The sequence below is a fragment of the Variovorax sp. FG153 genome, assembly GCF_057809595.1.
Genome location: NZ_JBMDKG010000026.1, coordinates 40,760 through 59,079 on the forward strand (window position 1 = coordinate 40,760; position 18,320 = coordinate 59,079).

Sequence of the window (18,320 nt, forward strand, 5' to 3'; positions counted from 1 at the left end):
TTCTCCCCGCCTTAACGGTCTTCGGCCATGGCCTCGCAAAGAAGGTCCGCGCCCTGGACACCGCTCCAAGGAAATACCGTGCTTGCTGTCCACCCCCTCGCCGTCTTCGACGACACCGACGCCTATCTTTTTCGCGAAGGAACCCACGCCCGCCTGTTCGACAAGCTCGGCTGCCATCCGCATGAGGACGGCGGCGCCGATTTCGCGGTCTGGGCGCCCAACGCCGAGTCGGTCTCGGTGGTGGGCGACTGGAACGGCTGGAACGGCGACGCCGATGCCCTGAGCCCCGTGCCCGGCGACAGCGGCGTATGGCACGGCCACGTCGACGACGTGCGGCCGGGCCAGACCTACAAGTACCGCATCCGCTCGCGCCTGCGCGGCCATGTCGAGGACAAGGCCGATCCCTTCGCCTTCTCGTCGGAGCTCGCGCCAGCCACCGCCTCGCGCGTGCACCGCCTCGGCGAGGGCCACGACTGGGCGGACGGCGAGTGGATGACCACGCGCCATGCGCGCAACGCGCTCGACGCGCCGATGGCGATGTACGAGGTGCACCTGGGCTCGTGGCGGCGCGAGGACGGCCAGTTCATGGGCTACCGCGCGCTGGCCCATGCGCTGGCCGACTACGTGAGCGACATGGGCTTCACGCACGTGGAGCTGATGCCCGTGACCGAGCATCCGTTCTACGGCTCCTGGGGCTACCAGACCACGGGCTACTTCGCGCCCACGGCGCGCTACGGCACGCCCGAGGACTTCATGTACTTCGTCGACCACCTGCACCAGCGCGGCATCGGCGTGGTGCTCGACTGGGTGCCCTCGCACTTCCCGACCGACGCGCACGGCCTCGCCTTCTTCGACGGCACGCACCTGTTCGAGCATGCCGATCCGCGCCAGGGCTTCCATCCCGAATGGAACTCGGCGATCTTCAACTACGGCCGGCCCGAGGTGCGCAGCTTCCTGGTCTCGTCGGCGCTGTTCTGGCTCGACAAGTACCACATCGACGGCCTGCGCGTGGACGCGGTGGCCTCGATGCTCTACCTCGACTACGCGCGCGGCCCCGGCGGCTGGGTGCCGAACCGCCACGGCGGGCGCGAGAACCTCGAGGCCATCGAATTCCTGCAGACGCTCAACCGCGCGGTCTACCGCGACCATCCCGACACCTTCACCGTGGCCGAGGAATCGACCGCCTGGCCGCGCGTATCGCGCCCGACCGAGATGGACGGCCTGGGCTTCGGCCTCAAGTGGAACATGGGCTGGATGCACGACACGCTGGACTACATGCGCCACGACCCGGTGCATCGCAGCCACCACCACCATGCGCTGACTTTCTCGCTGGTCTATGCCTTCCACGAGAACTTCGTGCTGCCGCTCTCGCACGACGAGGTGGTGCACGGCAAGGGCTCGCTGATCAACAAGATGCCGGGCGACGACTGGCAGCAGTTCGCCAACCTGCGCGCGCTGCTGGCCTTCATGTGGGCGCATCCGGGCAAGAAGCTGCTGTTCATGGGCGCCGAGTTCGGCCAGCGCCGCGAATGGACCCACGACGGCGAGCTCGAATGGTGGGTCTGCGGCCTGCCGGCCCATGCCGGGCTGCAACGCATGGTGCGCCAGCTCAACCGCGTCTACCGCGAGCAGCCGGCGCTGCACAGCCAGGACTTCACGCCCGCGGGCTTCGAATGGATCGATGCCGACGATGCCGAGCGCAGCGTGTTCCTGTTCCTGCGCAAGCCCGCGCACGACGGCCCGCCCGTGCTGGTGGCCGTGAACATGACACCGGTGCCGCGCACCAACCTGCTGGTGGGCGTGCCGTGCGGCGGCACCTGGCGCGAGGTGCTCAACACCGACGCCACCGAATTCGGCGGCGCGGGCTGGGGCAACTTCGGCGGGGTCGAGGCATCGCCCGTGCGCGCGCACGGCCGGCGCCACTCGCTGAGCCTCACGCTGCCGCCGCTGTCCACCGTGATCCTGCAATCCGAGGGCCAACGATGAAGCGTGAAACCACCCCGATCGGCGCCAAGGCGCCCAAGGGCAAGACCCAGACCGCGAGCGAAAGCACCCCCATCCCCCGCAGCGAGACCAAGGCCCCCGCGCGCAAGCGCTCGCTGCCGCCGCCGGAGCCGCCATTGAGCTTCGCGCCGGCACCCGATGCACCCGCGCCCGCCGACGGCTCCGACGGCCGCATCCGCGCGGTGATCGGCGCGGTGCTGCCCTCGGTCGACGAGGGCCGCTTCCCGGTCAAGGCCATCGTGGGCCAGCGCACGACGATCACGGCGCACTGCTTCACCGACGGCCACGACGTGCTGCGCGTGATGCTGCGCTGGCGCCCCGAGGCGGGCGATGAAGTGCGCGAGCTGCCGATGCGCGCGCTCGGCAACGACGTCTGGGAGGCCGCGTTCGCGCCGCCCGCGATCGGGCGCTACCTCTACAGCGTCAGCACCTGGGTCGATTCCTTCGAGTCGTGGCGCCACGAGATGGCGCGCCGCGTGGGCGAAGACATCCGCATCGCCGCGCTGGCCGCGGCCAAGGACATCGTGGCGGCCGCGGGTCGCGCCGACGGCACCGACCGCGAGGCGCTCGCGCGCTGGGGCGAGGAGCTGGCACGCGCCGCGGCCGATGGCGCAACCGAGCTGCGCGCGGTGCAGGCGCTGGCGCTCGACGCGACGCTGGCCGAGGTGGCGCGCCGCCATCCCGACCGCAGTCTCGCCGTGACCTCGGCCGAGCTGCCGCTGTGGGCGCAGCGCACGCGCGCGGGCTTCAGCACCTGGTACGAACTGTTCCCGCGTTCGGCTTCGCCCGAGCCGGGCCGCCACGGCACCTTCCGCGACGTCGAGACGCGGCTGCCCGCGATCGCCGCGATGGGCTTCGACGTGCTCTACATGCCGCCGATCCATCCGATCGGCCGCGAGCAGCGCAAGGGCCCGAACAACACGCTGGTGGCCGGGCCCGACGACGTCGGCAGTCCCTGGGCCATCGGCGCGAAGGAAGGCGGCCACAAGGCCATCCTTCCCGCGCTCGGCACGCCCGAGGACTTCCGCCACCTGGTGCAGGCCGCGAACGCGCAGGGCATCGAGATCGCGCTCGACATCGCCTTCCAGTGCGCGCCCGACCATCCCTACGTGAAGGAACACCCCGAGTGGTTCCGCCGCCGGCCCGACGGCAGCGTGCAGTACGCGGAGAACCCGCCGAAGAAGTACCAGGACATCTATCCCTTCCACTTCGAGAGCGACGACTGGCGCGCGCTGTGGGCCGAGCTCAAGAGCGTGCTCGACCACTGGATCGGCGAGGGCGTGCGCATCTTCCGCGTCGACAACCCGCACACCAAGTCCTTCGCGTTCTGGCAGTGGGCGATCGGCGAGGTCAACCGCGAGCATCCCGAGGTGATCTTCCTGGCCGAGGCCTTCACGCGGCCGAAGGTGATGCACCGGCTCGCGAAGCTGGGCTTCACCCAGTCCTACACCTACTTCACATGGCGCACCGGCAAGGCCGAGCTGATCGAGTACTTCACCGAGCTGTCGAGCGGCCCGGGCGCCGACTACTTCCGCCCCAACGCCTGGCCCAACACGCCCGACATCCTGCACGAGCAGCTGCAGGCCGGCGACGCGCCGACCTACATGGCGCGGCTGGTGCTCGCGGCCACGCTCGCGGGCAGCTACGGCATCTACGGTCCGGCCTACGAGCTGCGCGAGCACCGGCCGCGCGAGCACGGCAGCGAGGAGTACCTCGACTCCGAGAAGTACCAGCTGCGGCACTGGAACCACGACGATCCCGAGAGCCTCGCGCCCTTCATCGCGCGCGTGAACCGCATCCGCCACGACAACCCCGCGCTGCAGACGCACCGCGGCGTGCGCTTCCTGCCGGTGGAGAACGACATGCTGCTGGCCTATGCGCGCGAGTCGGCGCCCGAGAACGACGCGCTCGAGGCCAACGTGGTGATCGTCGCGGTCAACCTCGATCCGCACCAGGCGCAGGCCGGCTGGATCCACCTCGACCCGGCCAGCATCGGCGTCGGCCCCGACGAGGAGTTCCAGGTGCACGATCTGCTGACCAACCAGCGCTTCACCTGGCGCGGCCACCACCACTACGTGAAGCTCGATCCGCACAGCGTGCCCGCCCACATCCTCGTGGTGCGCCGGCGCGTGCGCAGCGAGCGCGATTTCGATTACTTCCTCTGAGGGAGAGAGCGATGAATGCACCCGTCTCGCGCATCGCGCTGGAAACCGTCGAGATCGACAACAGCGACGATCCGCTGTGGTACCGCGATGCGGTGATCTACCAGCTCAACGTCAAGGCCTTCTTCGACACCAACAACGACGGCGTCGGCGACTTCAAGGGCGTGACCGCGAAGCTCGACTACGTGAAGGAGCTGGGGGTCAACACGATCTGGCTGATGCCCTTCTATCCCTCGCCGCTGCGCGACGACGGCTACGACATCTCGGCCTACGAGGACGTGAACCCGCAGTACGGCACGCTCGAGGACTTCCGCGAGATGCTCGACGAGGCCCACAAGCGCGGGCTGCGCGTGATCACCGAGCTGGTCATCAACCACACCTCGAGCGAGCACCCGTGGTTCCAGGCCGCGCGCAAGGCGCCGCCGGGCTCGCCCGAGCGCGACTTCTACGTCTGGAGCGACACCGACCAGCTCTACCAGGGCACGCGCATCATCTTCACCGACACCGAGACCTCGAACTGGTCGTGGGACCCGGTGGCCAAGGCCTACTACTGGCACCGCTTCTTCAGCCACCAGCCCGACCTGAACTTCGACAATCCGGCGGTGCTCGAGGCGGTGCTCAAGGTCATGCGCTTCTGGCTCGACATGGGCGTGGACGGCTTCCGGCTCGACGCGATTCCCTACCTGGTGGAGCGCGACGGCACCAGCAACGAGAACCTGCCCGAGACGCACGCGGTGATCAAGAAGCTGCGCGCGGCGATCGACGCCGAGTACAGGAACCGCTTCCTGCTGGCCGAGGCCAACATGTGGCCCGAGGACGTGCGCGAGTACTTCGGCGACGGCGACGAGTGCCACATGGCCTACCACTTCCCGCTGATGCCGCGCATGTACATGGCGATCGCGCAGGAGGACCGGCATCCGGTGGTCGAGATCCTGCAGCAGACGCCCGACATCCCCGAGGGCTGCCAGTGGGCGATCTTCCTGCGCAACCACGACGAGCTCACGCTCGAGATGGTGACCAGCAAGGAGCGCGACTACATGTACAACATGTACGCGGCCGACCAGCGCGCGCGCATCAACCTCGGCATCCGCCGGCGCCTGGCGCCGCTGATGGAGAACGACCTCGACCGCGTGAAGCTCATGAACGGCATGCTGCTGTCGATGCCGGGCTCGCCGATCATCTACTACGGCGACGAGATCGGCATGGGCGACAACGTGTTCGTGGGCGACCGCAACGGCGTGCGCACGCCGATGCAGTGGAGCCCCGACCGCAACGCCGGCTTCTCGCGCGCCGACCCGCAGCGCCTGTACCTGCAGCCGATCATGGACGCCATGTTCGGCTACGAGGCGCTCAACGTGGAGGCGCAGGCGCGCGACGCCAGCTCGCTGCTGAACTGGACCCGCCGCATGCTCGCGGTGCGCAAGACCAGCCATGCCTTCGGGCGCGGCCGGCGCCGCTTCCTCAAGCCCGGCAACCGCAAGATCCTGGCCTACGTCAGCGAGTACGACGACGACATCATCCTGACGGTGTTCAACCTCTCGCGCGCGGCGCAGCCGGTCGAGCTCGACCTCTCGGCCTTCAAGGGCCGGGTGCCGGTGGAGATGCTCGGGCGCGCGCCCTTCCCGCCGATCGGCGAGCTGCCCTACCTGCTCACCCTGGCCTCGTACGGCTTCTACTGGTTCAAGCTCACGCTCGACGCCGAGATGCCGGTGTGGCACCAGGAGGGCGTGTCGCTGCAGGAGCAGCCCACGCTGGTGCTGTTCGACGGCTGGGACAGCTTCTTCCGCGAACGCGTGATGCCGTGGCGCATCGGCATGGCCGAGCGCATGCGCACGCAGTTCGAGACCGACACGCTGCCGCGCCACATCGAGATCCAGCGCTGGTACGCCTCCAAGGGCGAGACCATCGCGCGCGCGCGGCTGGCCGACCATGCGGTGTGGGAGGACGGCGCCGACCGCTACCTGCTGCCGCTGTTCGATCTCGAGGGCCCGCGCGAGAGCGCCACCTACTTCATGCCGCTGACGCTGGCCTGGGAGGAGCGCGAGGAGGAACGCATGAATCGGCTCGCGCAGGCCGGCCTCGCGAAGGTGCGCCAGCAGGCCCAGGTGGGACTGATGGGCGATGCCTTCTACGACGAACCCTTCTGCCGCGCGCTGGTGCGCGCCATCCAGCAGGGCATGGAGCTGCCGACGGCCGCGGGCCGGCTGCAGTTCCGGCCCACGGCCGCGTTCGCGAAGCTGGGCCTGGACATCGAAGCCATGCCCGTGGGCCGTCCGAGCGCGCAGAGCAGCAACACGGTGGTGACGCTCAACGACACGCTGTTCCTCAAGGGCTACCGCCGCGCGCGCAAGGGCATCAATCCCGAGCTCGAGATGGGCCGCTTCCTGACCGACGTGGTGCAGTACGCGAACTGCGTGCCGGTGCTCGGCGCGCTCGAGTACGTGGGCAACGACGGCCAGGTGATGGCGCTCGCGATGGTGCAGTCGTACGTGACGAACCAGGGCGACGGCTGGACCTTCACGCGCGACTACGTCGAGCGCTACCTGGAGGAGCTGCGCACCGCGCCGGCCGACCTGCCCGACGCCCCGGCGCCGGCCGATGCGCACGGCGGCTTCATGGCGCTGGCCGCGACCCTGGGCCAGCGCACCGCCGAGCTGCATCTCGCGCTGGCGCGCCCCACCGGCGACCCGGCCTTCGATCCCGAGCCCACCAGCGCGGCCGACGCCACGGCGCTGCAGACGCATGCGCAGGCCGAGGTCGACACCACGCTGGCGCTGCTGCAGCAGCGGCTGGGCCAGCTGAGCGACCCGGTGCGCGAGCAGGCGCAGCAGCTGCTGGGCCTGCGCGAGGCGCTGCACGCGGCGGTGGCCGCCAGCGTGCCCGCGCAGGGCGGCGGCCGCAAGACCCGCTACCACGGCGACTACCACCTGGGCCAGGTGCTGGTGAGCGGCAACGACTTCGTGATCATCGACTTCGAGGGCGAGCCCGCGCGCGACTTCGAGGAGCGCCGCGCCAAGGCCTCGCCGCTGCGCGACGTGGCGGGCATGCTGCGCTCGTTCAACTACGCGCGCTGGACCGCGCTGCGTCGCGTGGCGCAGAACGCCGAGGAGGCGGTGCGCCTCGACGCCGCAGTGCGCGACTGGGAGCGCGTGACGCGCGATGCCTTCCTCTCGGCCTACACCGGCACGCTGGCCGGCGCGGCCGAGGCGGTGCCGGCCGATGCCGGGCTGCTGCGCCTGTTCGAGATCGAGAAGGCGCTCTACGAACTGCGCTACGAGCTCAACAACCGCAACGACTGGGTCGAGGTGCCGCTGCACGGCCTGCTCGCCCTCGTTGCGCCGAACCATCCCACCGCGCGCTGACGCGACGGTCCACAGAAGGAGGAACTCATCATGGACAACTTCGGCTTCCACCTGGAACCCCTGCGCGCGATCCTCTACCAGATCGGCGCCTTCCTGCCGCGGCTGCTGGTGGCGCTGGTGGTCGTGTTCGCGGGCTGGCTGATCGCCAAGGTGGTGCGCTTCGCGGTCATCAAGGCGCTGCGCGCGTTCAACTTCAACGTGCTGACCGAGCGCTCGGGGCTGGACAACTTCTGGCGCCAGGGCGGGCTCATGAGCGACACCTCGGCGATCGTGGGCGCGCTGTTCTACTGGGTGGTGATCCTGGCCGCGCTGCTGATCGCCTTCAACGGGCTGGGACTGAGCTACATCGCCGACCTGCTGGGGCGCGCGGTCTGGTTCGTGCCCAACATCTTCATCGCGCTGCTGGTGCTGGCCTTCGGCGCCTACTTCGCGCGCTTCGTCGGCGGCGCGGTGCAGACCTACTGCCGCAACGCCGGCATGCAGGACGGCCAGCTGCTGGGCAAGGCCGCGCAGTACGCGGTGATGGTGTTCGTGGTGCTGATCGCGCTCGACCAGGTGAAGGTGGGCGGCGACATCGTGCGCGAGACCTTCCTCGTGATGCTGGCCGGCATCGTCCTCGCCCTTGCACTGGCCTTCGGCCTCGCGGGCAAGGACTGGGCCGCCGAGCGCATCGAGCACTGGTGGCCGCGCGAGCGCCCGCGCGGGCCCGCGGTGGCGCCGGCGCGCACGCCGGTGACGCCGGCACCGGTCACGCCAGCCACGCCGACGACGCCCGCCGCCGGCACCGAGAGCGCCCCCGCGCCCGCCGTGCGCCAGCCCGTGGCGCCGCGCAGCGACCACGCGCCGGGCCCGTACGACAGCGGCGAGCGCTGGCCGCCGCCGCGCTGAACGCCGCCATCGGCACTTCGACCTTTTTCGTGTTTCCCGACCCCGACCGATTCCTCGCATTGACCCATTCATGAAGAAGGCCACCTACAGCCCCATCTCGGCCGTCTGGCCCGGCCAGCCCTATCCGCGTGGCGCGACCTGGGACGGCCAGGGCGTGAACTTCGCGCTGTTCACGCAGCATGCGCACAAGGTCGAGCTGTGCCTGTTCGACGAGAGCGGCCGACGCGAGCTGCAGCGCATCGAGCTGCGCGACCGCACCGACGACGTGTGGCACTGCTACCTGCCCGAGGCGCGCCCCGGCCTGGCCTACGGCTACCGCGTGCACGGCCCCTACAAGCCCGAGGAGGGCCACCGCTTCAATCCGCACAAGCTGCTGGTCGACCCCTATGCCAAGGACCTCGTGGGCTCGCTGCGCTGGGGCGACGCGCTCTACGGCTACACGGTGGGCGGCCGGCGCGAGGACCTGTCCTTCGACCGCCGCGACAGTGCGCCGCTGATGCCCAAGAGCCGCGTGCTCGAAACCGCCTTCACCTGGGGCGAGGACCGCCGGCCGTCGATCCCCTGGCAGGACATGGTGATCTACGAGCTGAACGTGCGCGGCTTCACGATGCAGCATCCCGAGGTGCCGCCGCAGCTGCGCGGCACCTATGCCGGCCTGGGCTGCGCGCCGGTGATCGACCACCTGCGGCGCCTGGGCGTGACCACGGTCGAGCTGCTGCCGGTGCACGGCTTCCTCAACGACCGCCACCTGGCCGAGCGCGGCCTGCAGAACTACTGGGGCTACAACACGCTGACCTACTTCGCGCCCGAGATGCGCTACAGCGCCTCGGGCAAGGTGAAGGAGTTCAAGACGCTGGTGAAGACGCTGCACTCGGCCGGCATCGAGGTGATCCTCGACGTGGTCTACAACCACAGCTGCGAGGGCAACCAGCTCGGGCCCACGCTGTCGATGCGCGGCGTGGACAACGCCTCCTACTACATCCTCAACGCCGAGCAGCGCCGCTACTACGACGACTTCACGGGCTGCGGCAACACCGTCAACCTCGAGCATCCGCGCGCGCTGCAGCTGGTGATGGACTCGCTGCGCTACTGGGTCGAGGAGATGCACGTCGACGGCTTCCGCTTCGACCTGGCCTCGGCGCTGGCGCGCGAGTCGGGCCGGGTCGAGAACCTCGGCGGCTTCTTCGACGCGATCCGCCAGGACCCGACCCTCGCCCGCGTGAAGCTGATCGCCGAGCCCTGGGACCTGGGCCACGGCGGCTACCAGGTCGGCAACTTCCCGCTCGGCTGGGCCGAGTGGAATGACCGCTACCGCGACGGCATGCGCGGCTTCTGGAAGGGCGACGCGGGCGTCACCGGCGAGATGGCGCAGCGGCTCACGGGCTCGCAGGACCTCTACGGCTGGTCGGGCAAGCGGCCGTTCGCGAGCATCAACTTCGTGACCGCGCACGACGGCTTCTGCCTCGAGGACCTGGTCTCCTACAACGACAAGCACAACGAGGCCAACGGCGAGGACAACCGCGACGGCAGCAACCACAACGTGTCGTGGAACTGCGGCGCCGAGGGCCCGACCGACGATGCCGAGGTGAACGCGCTGCGCGCGCGGCAGAAGCGCAACCTGCTGGCCACCCTGCTGCTGTCGCAGGGCGTGCCGATGCTGCTGGCGGGCGACGAGCGCGGCCACAGCCAGAACGGCAACAACAACGCCTACTGCCAGGACAACGCGCTGAGCTGGATCGACTGGAGCGACACGCCCGAGCGCACCGCGCTCACGCGCTTCGTGCAGCGCGCCATCGCGCTGCGGCGCCGGCACCCGGCGTTCCGCCGCCGCAGCTTCTTCGAGGGCCGCGTGCCCGAGGGGCAGTCGGCCAAGGACATCTGCTGGCTGCGCCCCGACGGCGACGAGATGAGCTCCGAGGACTGGAACACCGACCACGTGCGCTGCCTCGCGGCGCTGGTCTCGGGCAGCGCCCTGCCCGACCGCGGGCCGCGCGGCGAGACGCTGCGCGACGACGACTTCCTGCTGCTGCTCAACGCGCACCACGACGCGATCCCGTTCCGGTTGCCGCCGAGCGCCGCGCCCTGGCGCGTGCTGCTCGACACCACCCAGGACGATGGCGCCGGCGAGGCGGGCAAGCTGGAGGGCCCGGCCTATGCGCTGCCGAGCCGCTCGCTGGTGCTGCTGGGCCGCGACAACACGGGAGCCACTGCATGAACGACGCGATCCTCACGCTGCCACGCACGCACGCGATGCCCTTCGGCGCCTTGCCGAATCCCGCCGGCGGCGTGGACTTCCGCTTCTGGGCGCCCGATGCGCCGCAGGTGCTGCTCGAGCTCGGCACGCAGGCGCATCCGATGGTGCGCGATGCCGAGGGCTGGCACCGGCTGCGGCTCGCGCAGGCGCGCGCCGGCGACCGTTACCGCTTCCGCATGCCCGACGGGCTGCAGGTGCCCGACCCGGCCTCGCGCTTCAACCCCGCGGACGTGCACGGCCCGAGCGAGGTGATCGACCCGGCCGCCTACGCCTGGCACGACGGCGGCTGGCGCGGCCGACCGTGGTCCGAGGCGGTGATCTACGAGCTGCACGTGGGCAGCTTCACGCCCGAGGGCACGTTCGACGCCACGCGCGCGCGGCTGCCCGAGCTCGCGGCGCTGGGCATCACGGCCATCGAGCTGATGCCGCTGGCGGACTTCCCGGGCCGGCGCGGCTGGGGCTACGACGGCGTGCTGCCCTTCGCGCCCGATGCCGCCTACGGCCGGCCCGAGGCGCTCAAGGCGCTGATCGACGAGGCCCACGGCCTGGGCATGATGGTGCTGGTCGACGTGGTCTACAACCACTTCGGGCCCGAAGGCAACTACCTGCATGCCTGCTGCCCGCAGTTCTTCAACGACGCGCACCGCACGCCCTGGGGCGCCGCGATCAACTACGACGGCCCCGGCAGCGCGACGGTACGCGACTTCTTCATCCACAACGCGCTCTACTGGGTCGAGGAGTTCCATGCCGACGGCCTGCGCATGGACGCGGTGCACGCGATCCGCGACGACTCGCCCGTGGGCATCGTGCAGGCCATCTGCGATGCGCTGCGCGAAGGCCCGGGCCGCACGCGCGAGGTGCACGTGGTGCTGGAAGAGGACCGCAACCTCGCGCACCTGCTCGAGCGCGACAAGGAAGGCCGGCCACGCATCGCCACCGCGCAGTGGAACGACGACCTGCACCATGCGGCGCACGTGCTCTTGACCGGCGAGCGCGACGGCTACTACGCCGACTATGCGCAGCGGCCGCTCGAGCTGTTCGCGCGCGCGCTGGCCGAGGGCTTCGTCTACCAGGGCCAGGCCTCGGTGTTCCGCGAGGGCGAGACGCGCGGCGAGCCGAGCGCGGCGCTGCCCTCGGGCGCCTTCGTGTCCTACCTGCAGACGCACGACCAGGTCGGCAACCGCGCCTTCGGCGAGCGCATCGACGCGCTGGCCGACCCGGTGCTGGTGCGCGCCGCGCGCGCCTGCCTGCTGCTGTCGCCGCACACGCCGATGCTGTTCATGGGCGAGGAGTACGCGGCCGCCACGCCCTTCCCCTACTTCTGCGACTTCGGGCCCGAGCTCGCGGCCGCGGTGTCGCAAGGCCGGCGCGACGAGTTCGGCCGCTTCGCCGCCTTCGCCGACGAGGCCGCGCGCGCGGCGATCCCCGACTGCAACGCGCCCGAGAGCTTCGCGCTCGCCAAGCTCGACTGGAGCGAGCGCGAGCGCTCGCCGCACCGCGAGACCCTCGAGGGCGTGCGGCAGCTGCTGCAGTTGCGCCGCGAGCGGCTGGTGCCGCATTTCGGCGGCCGCCAGCACGGCGGCGAATACGAGGTCGAGGACGACCTGCTGCGCGTGCGCTGGACGCTGTCGGACGGCGCGGTGCTGCATCTGCTGGCCTGCTTCGGCGAGCATCGACATGCGGTCGATGCACCACCGGGAGAGACGCTGCATTCGGTCGGCGCGCTCGGCGAGGCGGTGGATGCCGCGAGCGCACCCGACGAACATCCGCAACGGCTGCGCCTCGCGCGCGGCGCGGTGCATCTGAGCCTGCAGGTGTCCGATGTCGAGTGAATCCCGCGAGCACCCCACGATCGATGCGCTGTGCGCGCGCTTCGGCATCGACACCCGCTACCACGACGTCTTCGGCCACGAGCACCAGGTGCCGCGCGCCACCTTGCGCGCGCTGCTGGCCGCCTTCGGCGTGGCCTGGCACGGCGAGGACGACGACACCCCGGCCACGGTGCCGCCCGAGACCGGCGCCGTGCTGCCCGCGGTGCACGTGGTGCGCGCCGAGCAGGCCCCGTGGTCGCTGGCGCTCGGTCCGACGATCCTGCCGCCCGCGGCCGACGGCCACCACCGCTGGCACCTGCGCGACGAATACGGCGAGCCGAGCACGGGCGATGCGCGGGTCGATACCGATGGCTCGCTGGCCTTCGACGTCGAGCTGCAACCGGGCTACCACCGGCTCTCGATCGAGGGCGCCGAAGGCGAGACGCTGCTGATCGCGACACCGGGGCGCTGCTACCGGCCGCCCTCGCTCGCGTCCGAAGGCGGCGGCCGCGCCTGGGGCCTCGCGGTGCAGCTGCCCGCGCTGCGCTCGCGGCGCAACTGGGGCATCGGCGACTTCGGCGATCTCTCGGAGCTGGCCGCGCGCATGGCGCCGCTGGGCGTGGATGCGATCGGCCTCAATCCGCTGCATGCGCTGTTCGCCCACAACCCGCTGCATGCGAGCCCCTACAGCCCGTCGACGCGGCAGCAGATCGACGCGCTCTACATCGCGGTGGAAGCGGTGCCCGACTTCGCCGAATGCGAGGAGGCGCGGCGCATGGTCGCCGAACCCGCGTTCCAGACCCGGCTGAAGGCGCTGCGCGCCGCGCCGCTGGTCGACCGCGCGGGCGTGGCCCGGGCCAAGCACGAGGTGCTGCGCTGCCTGTTCGCGCACTTCGAGCGCGCGCACCTGGGCCCCGACACCGAGCCCGGCAGCGACCGCGCGCGCATCTTCCGTTCCTTCGTGGCCGACCGCGGCGAGGCGCTGCACCGCCATGCGCTGTTCGAGGCGCTGCAGGCGCATTTCCATGCCGCCGACGCCTCGGTGCATGGCTGGACCGGCTGGCCCGAGGCCTGGCGCGATCCGGCCTCGGAGGCGGTAGCGCAGTTCGAGCGCACGCATGCGAGCGAACTGCATTTCCACCAGTACCTGCAGTGGCTGGCCTCGATGCAGCTGGCGGAGGCCGGCGCGCGCTGCCGAGCGCTCGGCATGCGCGTGGGCCTGTACCTCGACCTCGCGATCTCGGTCGACCGCGCGGGCTCGGACGCCTGGGGCGGCCAGTCGGTGTTCGCGCTCGGCGCGAGCGTGGGCGCGCCGCCCGACGAGTTCAATCCCCAGGGCCAGGGCTGGGGCCTGCCGCCGCTGCGCGCCGACCGGCTGCGCACGAGCGGCTACCGGCTGTTCGCCGACACGCTGCGCGCCAACATGCGCCACGGCGGCGCGCTGCGCATCGACCACGTGATGGGGCTGATGCGGCTGTTCTGGATTCCCGAGGGCAGCTCGCCGCGCGACGGCGCCTACGTGCAGTACCCGCTCGAGGAGATGCTCGCGATCCTCACGCTCGAGAGCCACCGCCACCGCTGCATGGTGATCGGCGAGGACCTGGGCACGGTGGCGCCGCGCGTGCGCGAGGCGCTGGCGCAGGCCGACGTGCTGTCGTACCGCGTGCTGGTCTTCGAGACGCGCGGCAGCGAGTTCCTGCCGCCCGGCGACTACCCGGGCGCTGCGCTCGCGACCTTCGGCACGCATGATCTCGCGACCCTGGCCGGCTGGTGGTCGGGCCACGACCTGCGGCTGCGCGCGCAGCTCGGGCTGTTCCCCTCGCAGGAGCTGTTCGAGAAGCAGCAGGCCGACCGCGCGGCGCAGCGCGTGGGCCTGTTGCGCGCGCTGCACCGGCAGGGCCTGCTGTCGACCGAGCAGATGGCCGCGGCCGCCACGGCCACGCAGCCCGATGCCGTGCTGACGGCCGCCGTGCATGCCTACATCGGCGCCACGCCCTGCGCGCTGGCGATGGTGCAGCCCGAGGACCTCCTGGGCACGCTCGACCAGGCGAACCTGCCGGGCACCACCGACGAGCTGCAGCCCAACTGGCGGCGCAAGCTCGAGGCCGAGCTCGAGACCCTGGCCACGCGCGAGACGGTGCGCGCGGTGGCGGCGCGGCTGGCCGCCGAACGGCCGCGCGCGAACCCCGCGCAGGACGTCGGGCAGCGCGTGCCCGAGGCGCGCATTCCGCGCGCCACCTACCGGCTGCAGCTGCACCGCGACTTCGGCTTCGATGCCGCGGCGGCGATCGTGCCCTACCTCGCGCGGCTGGGCATCAGCCACGTCTACTGCTCGCCGATCCAGCGCGCGCGCGCCGGCAGCATGCACGGCTACGACGTGGTCGCGCACGACCAGATCAATCCCGAGCTCGGCGGGGCCGAGGGCTTCGAGCGCTTCACGCGTACCCTGCGCGCGCAGGGCCTGGGGCTGCTGCTCGACATGGTGCCCAACCACATGGGCGTGTTCGGCGCCGACAACGGCTGGTGGATGGACGTGCTCGAGCATGGGCCGGCCTCGGTGTACGCGCAGCACTTCGACATCGACTGGGAGCCGCTGAACCCGGAGCTGCGCGGCAAGGTGCTGCTGCCGGTGCTCGGCGTGCCCTACGGCGAGGCGCTCTCGAAGGGCGAACTGGTGCTGCACTTCGAGCGCGGCGAAGGCACGGCGCGCGGCGAGGCTGGCTTCGCGCTGCGCTACTACGAGCACCGTTTCCCGATCGCGCCGCGCAGCCATGCCAGCGTGCTGGCGCGCGCCGTCGAGGCGGTGTCGGACGCCGGGCCGCGCGCGCGGCTGCAGGCGCTGGCCGAGGCCTGGGCACCGTGGCCGGCCGACGATGCCGGCACCGACGAGGCGACCGATTCCGCCGAGCGCGAGGCGCGCGCGCGCGAACATTCGCTGCTGAAGGCACGCCTGGGCGAACTCGCCGACACGTATGCCGAGGTGGCGCGGGCGCTGGCGCAGGCCACGGCCGCCTTCAACGACGGCGCCGCGCGCGATGCGCTGCATGCGCTGATCGAGGCCCAGCACTGGCGCCTGACCTACTGGCGCGTGGCGGCCGACGAGATCAACTACCGGCGCTTCTTCGACATCAACGACCTCGCGGCGCTGCGCATGGAGCGCGACGAGGTGTTCGAGGCCACGCAGTCGATGGCGCTGGACCTCGCGGCGCGGGGCATCGTCGACGGGCTGCGCATCGACCATCCCGACGGCCTGCACGATCCGGCGCGCTACTTCCTGCAGTTGCAGGAGGGCTATGCGCGCCGCGCCGGCCTGCCGCTGGCCGGCGACGATGCGCGAGGCCGCCCGGCGCGGCCGCTGTACGTGGTGGCCGAGAAGATCGTGGCGCGTGGCGAGGAGGTGCCCGAGGACTGGCATGTGCACGGCACCACCGGCTACCGCTTCGCGAACGTGGCCAACGGCGTGCTGATCGACACCGCCGCGGCCGGGCGCTTCGCGGTGCTGTGGCATCGCTTCACCGGATCGCCCGCGCACTTCGAGGCCCATGTGCGCGACGGCAAGGCGGCCGTGATGCGCCATGCGCTGGCCTCGGAGCTCTCGGTGCTGTCGAACGCGCTGCTGCGCATCGCGCGCGCCGACCGCGACACGCGCGACCACACGCTCAACACGCTGCGCCGCGCGCTCGCGGCGGTGGTGGCCTGCCTGCCGGTCTACCGCAGCTACATCGTCGACGTGCCCTCGGCGCAGGACCGCCGCTTCATCGACCAGGCGGTGGCCGAGGCCGAGCGGCACTACGGCGACGGCGACACCTCGGTCTACGAGTTCCTGCGCCAGACGCTGAGCGGCGAGGCCGTGCCCACGGCCGGCCCCGCGCTGCGCGACCGGGTGCGGCGCTTCGCGGTGCGCTTCCAGCAGTTCAGCGCGCCGGTGGCGGCCAAGGGCGTGGAGGACACGGCCTTCTACCGCTACTTCCCGCTCGCCGCGCTCAACGAGGTGGGCGGCGATCCCGACGTGTTCGGCGTCGACGTGGAGGACTTCCACGCGGCGAGCGCCGACCGCGCCGCGCGCTGGCCGCACACCATGCTCGCGACCTCGACGCACGACAACAAGCGCTCGGAGGACGTGCGCACGCGCATCGACGTGCTGTCGGAGATTCCGCGCGAATGGCGCGCCGCGCTGATGCGCTGGCGCCGGCTGCAGCAGCCGCTGCGCGAGCGCATGGCCGCCGAGGGCGCGCCGGCCGACGCGCCCTCGGGCGCCGATCTCTACCTGCTGTGCCAGACGCTGGTCGGCACGCTGCCCGCCGAAGGGCTCGAAGGCGAAGCGCTGGCCGACTACGGCGAGCGCATCGTGCAGTACATGCACAAGGCCGCGCGCGAGGCCAAGATGCGCACCGCGTGGACCCGGCCCGACGCGGGCTACGAGGACGCGTTGCGGCGCTTCGTGGCGCTGACGCTGGATGCGGCGCAGCCGGCCGCCTGGTGGGCGGACCTGCGGGCCTTCGCGTCGCGCATCGCGCTGTTCGGGGCCTGGAACAGCCTCTCGCTGACCTTGCTGAAGTTCGCCTCGCCGGGCGTGCCCGATGTCTACCAGGGCACCGAGCTGATGCCGCTGACGCTGGTGGACCCCGACAACCGGCGGCCCGTGGACTATGGGTGCCGCGAAGACCTGCTCGAGGACTTCGAGCAGCGCGCGGCGGGCGCGCGGTCCGCCGAGAGCGTGGACGCGTTCGCGCGCGCACCGCACGACGGCCGCGCCAAGCTCTGGTTCGCCTGGCGGCTGCTGGCGCTGCGCCGCGCGCAGGACGCGTTCTTCCGCGATGCCGGCTACCGCGGGCTGCGCGTGGAAGGACCGCTCGCGCGCCACGTGGTCGCGTTCGAGCGGCGCCACGAGGGACGCACGCTGGTGATGGTGGCCACGCGCTTCTTCGCGGGGCTGTGCGGCGGCATGGCCGACGAGGCCGCGCCGGAGCTGCCGGTGGGCGAGGCCTGGCGCGGCACGCGGGTGTGGCTGTCCGATGAAGGCGCGGCCGATGCGGGCGCGGGCTTCACCGAGCTGCTGACCGATGCGCCGTTCGACTCGGACAGCGAGGTCGACCTCGCGCTGCTGTTCGCGCGCCTGCCATGGGCCGCGCTGTGGCGCGGCGCACCGGGCGACTGAGGCGCGCGCGGCGGCGCGGTCCTACGTGCTGTCGCGACGAAGGGCTTGTCGTTGCGCGGGGGCGCGGCCGCACAGTGCCATCACACCGCTCCACGCCCTTCGCCATGCCCACCGCACCCGATACGACTCGCCGCGCGCGCCCGCCGCGCGGCCCGATCTCCATCTTCATGGTGGAGGACGAGCCGCTGGTGCAGGACAGTCTGCGCGTGGTGCTCGGCGGTTTCCTCGGCGCCGAGGTGGTGGGGTCGGCGAACAGCGAGGCCGAGGCGATCTCGTGGCTGCAGGCGCACGACGATGCCTGGCGGCTCGCCGTGGTGGACCTGTTCCTGCAACAAGGCACCGGACTGGGCGTGCTGTCGTGGCTCGCGCCGCTGAAGAACGGCCGCACGGTGATCGCGCTGACCAACGCGGCCACGCGCGCGAACCGCGCGCAATGCCTGCAGCTCGGCGCCGACGCGGTGTTCGACAAGTCAGAAGAGATCAACGAGTTCCTGAGCTTCTGCGAGAACGCGTCGATGGGCTCGCCCGCGGCGCTGCCCGCGGCCAAACGCGCCTGAGCGGCGCGCGCCATCGCCTACAGCGATGCAGGTGGCGCACCGACGATGCGCGCCCGGTGCAGTCCCAGGATGAAGTTTCTTTCCCACTTCATCCACACACCTCACTCACCGAAAGGAGTCAGAC

Annotated in this window: 8 protein-coding genes; all 8 read left to right on the plus strand. The window is 71.3% G+C overall.

Translation table 11 applies throughout. The features are described 5' to 3' along the window. The first annotated feature begins 27 nt into the window (after positions 1 to 27). The 8 genes from glgB (at position 28) to ACODT0_RS25150 (ending at position 18,196) form a co-directional block, all read left to right on the plus strand. Positions 28 to 1,986, plus strand: a complete 1,959-nt coding sequence (gene glgB, locus ACODT0_RS25115) for a 1,4-alpha-glucan branching protein GlgB (protein WP_409976593.1) — start codon at positions 28 to 30, stop codon at positions 1,984 to 1,986. After that, positions 1,983 to 4,169, plus strand: coding sequence for an alpha-1,4-glucan--maltose-1-phosphate maltosyltransferase (locus ACODT0_RS25120; protein WP_261216404.1), 2,187 nt, complete (start codon positions 1,983 to 1,985; stop codon positions 4,167 to 4,169). Before glgB ends, ACODT0_RS25120 begins: the two co-directional genes overlap by 4 nt. 11 nt (positions 4,170 to 4,180) lie before the next feature. Continuing rightward, positions 4,181 to 7,528 (plus strand): maltose alpha-D-glucosyltransferase, encoded by a 3,348-nt coding sequence (gene treS, locus ACODT0_RS25125; protein ID WP_057593218.1) that lies wholly within the window; start codon positions 4,181 to 4,183, stop codon positions 7,526 to 7,528. Positions 7,529 to 7,558: 30 nt separating this feature from the next. Further along, positions 7,559 to 8,416, plus strand: coding sequence for a mechanosensitive ion channel family protein (locus ACODT0_RS25130; RefSeq protein ID WP_365957788.1), 858 nt, complete (start codon positions 7,559 to 7,561; stop codon positions 8,414 to 8,416). Between the two features lie 70 nt (positions 8,417 to 8,486). After that, positions 8,487 to 10,631, plus strand: coding sequence for a glycogen debranching protein GlgX (glgX, locus tag ACODT0_RS25135; protein WP_489042573.1), 2,145 nt, complete (start codon positions 8,487 to 8,489; stop codon positions 10,629 to 10,631). Further along, the gene (gene treZ / locus ACODT0_RS25140) at positions 10,628 to 12,502 is read left to right on the plus strand and encodes a malto-oligosyltrehalose trehalohydrolase (protein ID WP_489042574.1); all 1,875 of its coding nucleotides are present in this window, start codon (positions 10,628 to 10,630) and stop codon (positions 12,500 to 12,502) included. The genes glgX and treZ overlap by 4 nt, the downstream gene beginning before the upstream one ends. Next, the gene (locus ACODT0_RS25145; protein ID WP_489042575.1) at positions 12,492 to 17,639 is read left to right on the plus strand and encodes a malto-oligosyltrehalose synthase; all 5,148 of its coding nucleotides are present in this window, start codon (positions 12,492 to 12,494) and stop codon (positions 17,637 to 17,639) included. Before treZ ends, ACODT0_RS25145 begins: the two co-directional genes overlap by 11 nt. Positions 17,640 to 17,743: 104 nt before the next feature. Continuing rightward, positions 17,744 to 18,196: a response regulator gene (locus tag ACODT0_RS25150; protein WP_057593221.1), complete on the plus strand. Its 453-nt coding sequence runs from the start codon at positions 17,744 to 17,746 to the stop codon at positions 18,194 to 18,196. Positions 18,197 to 18,320: the final 124 nt, after the last annotated feature.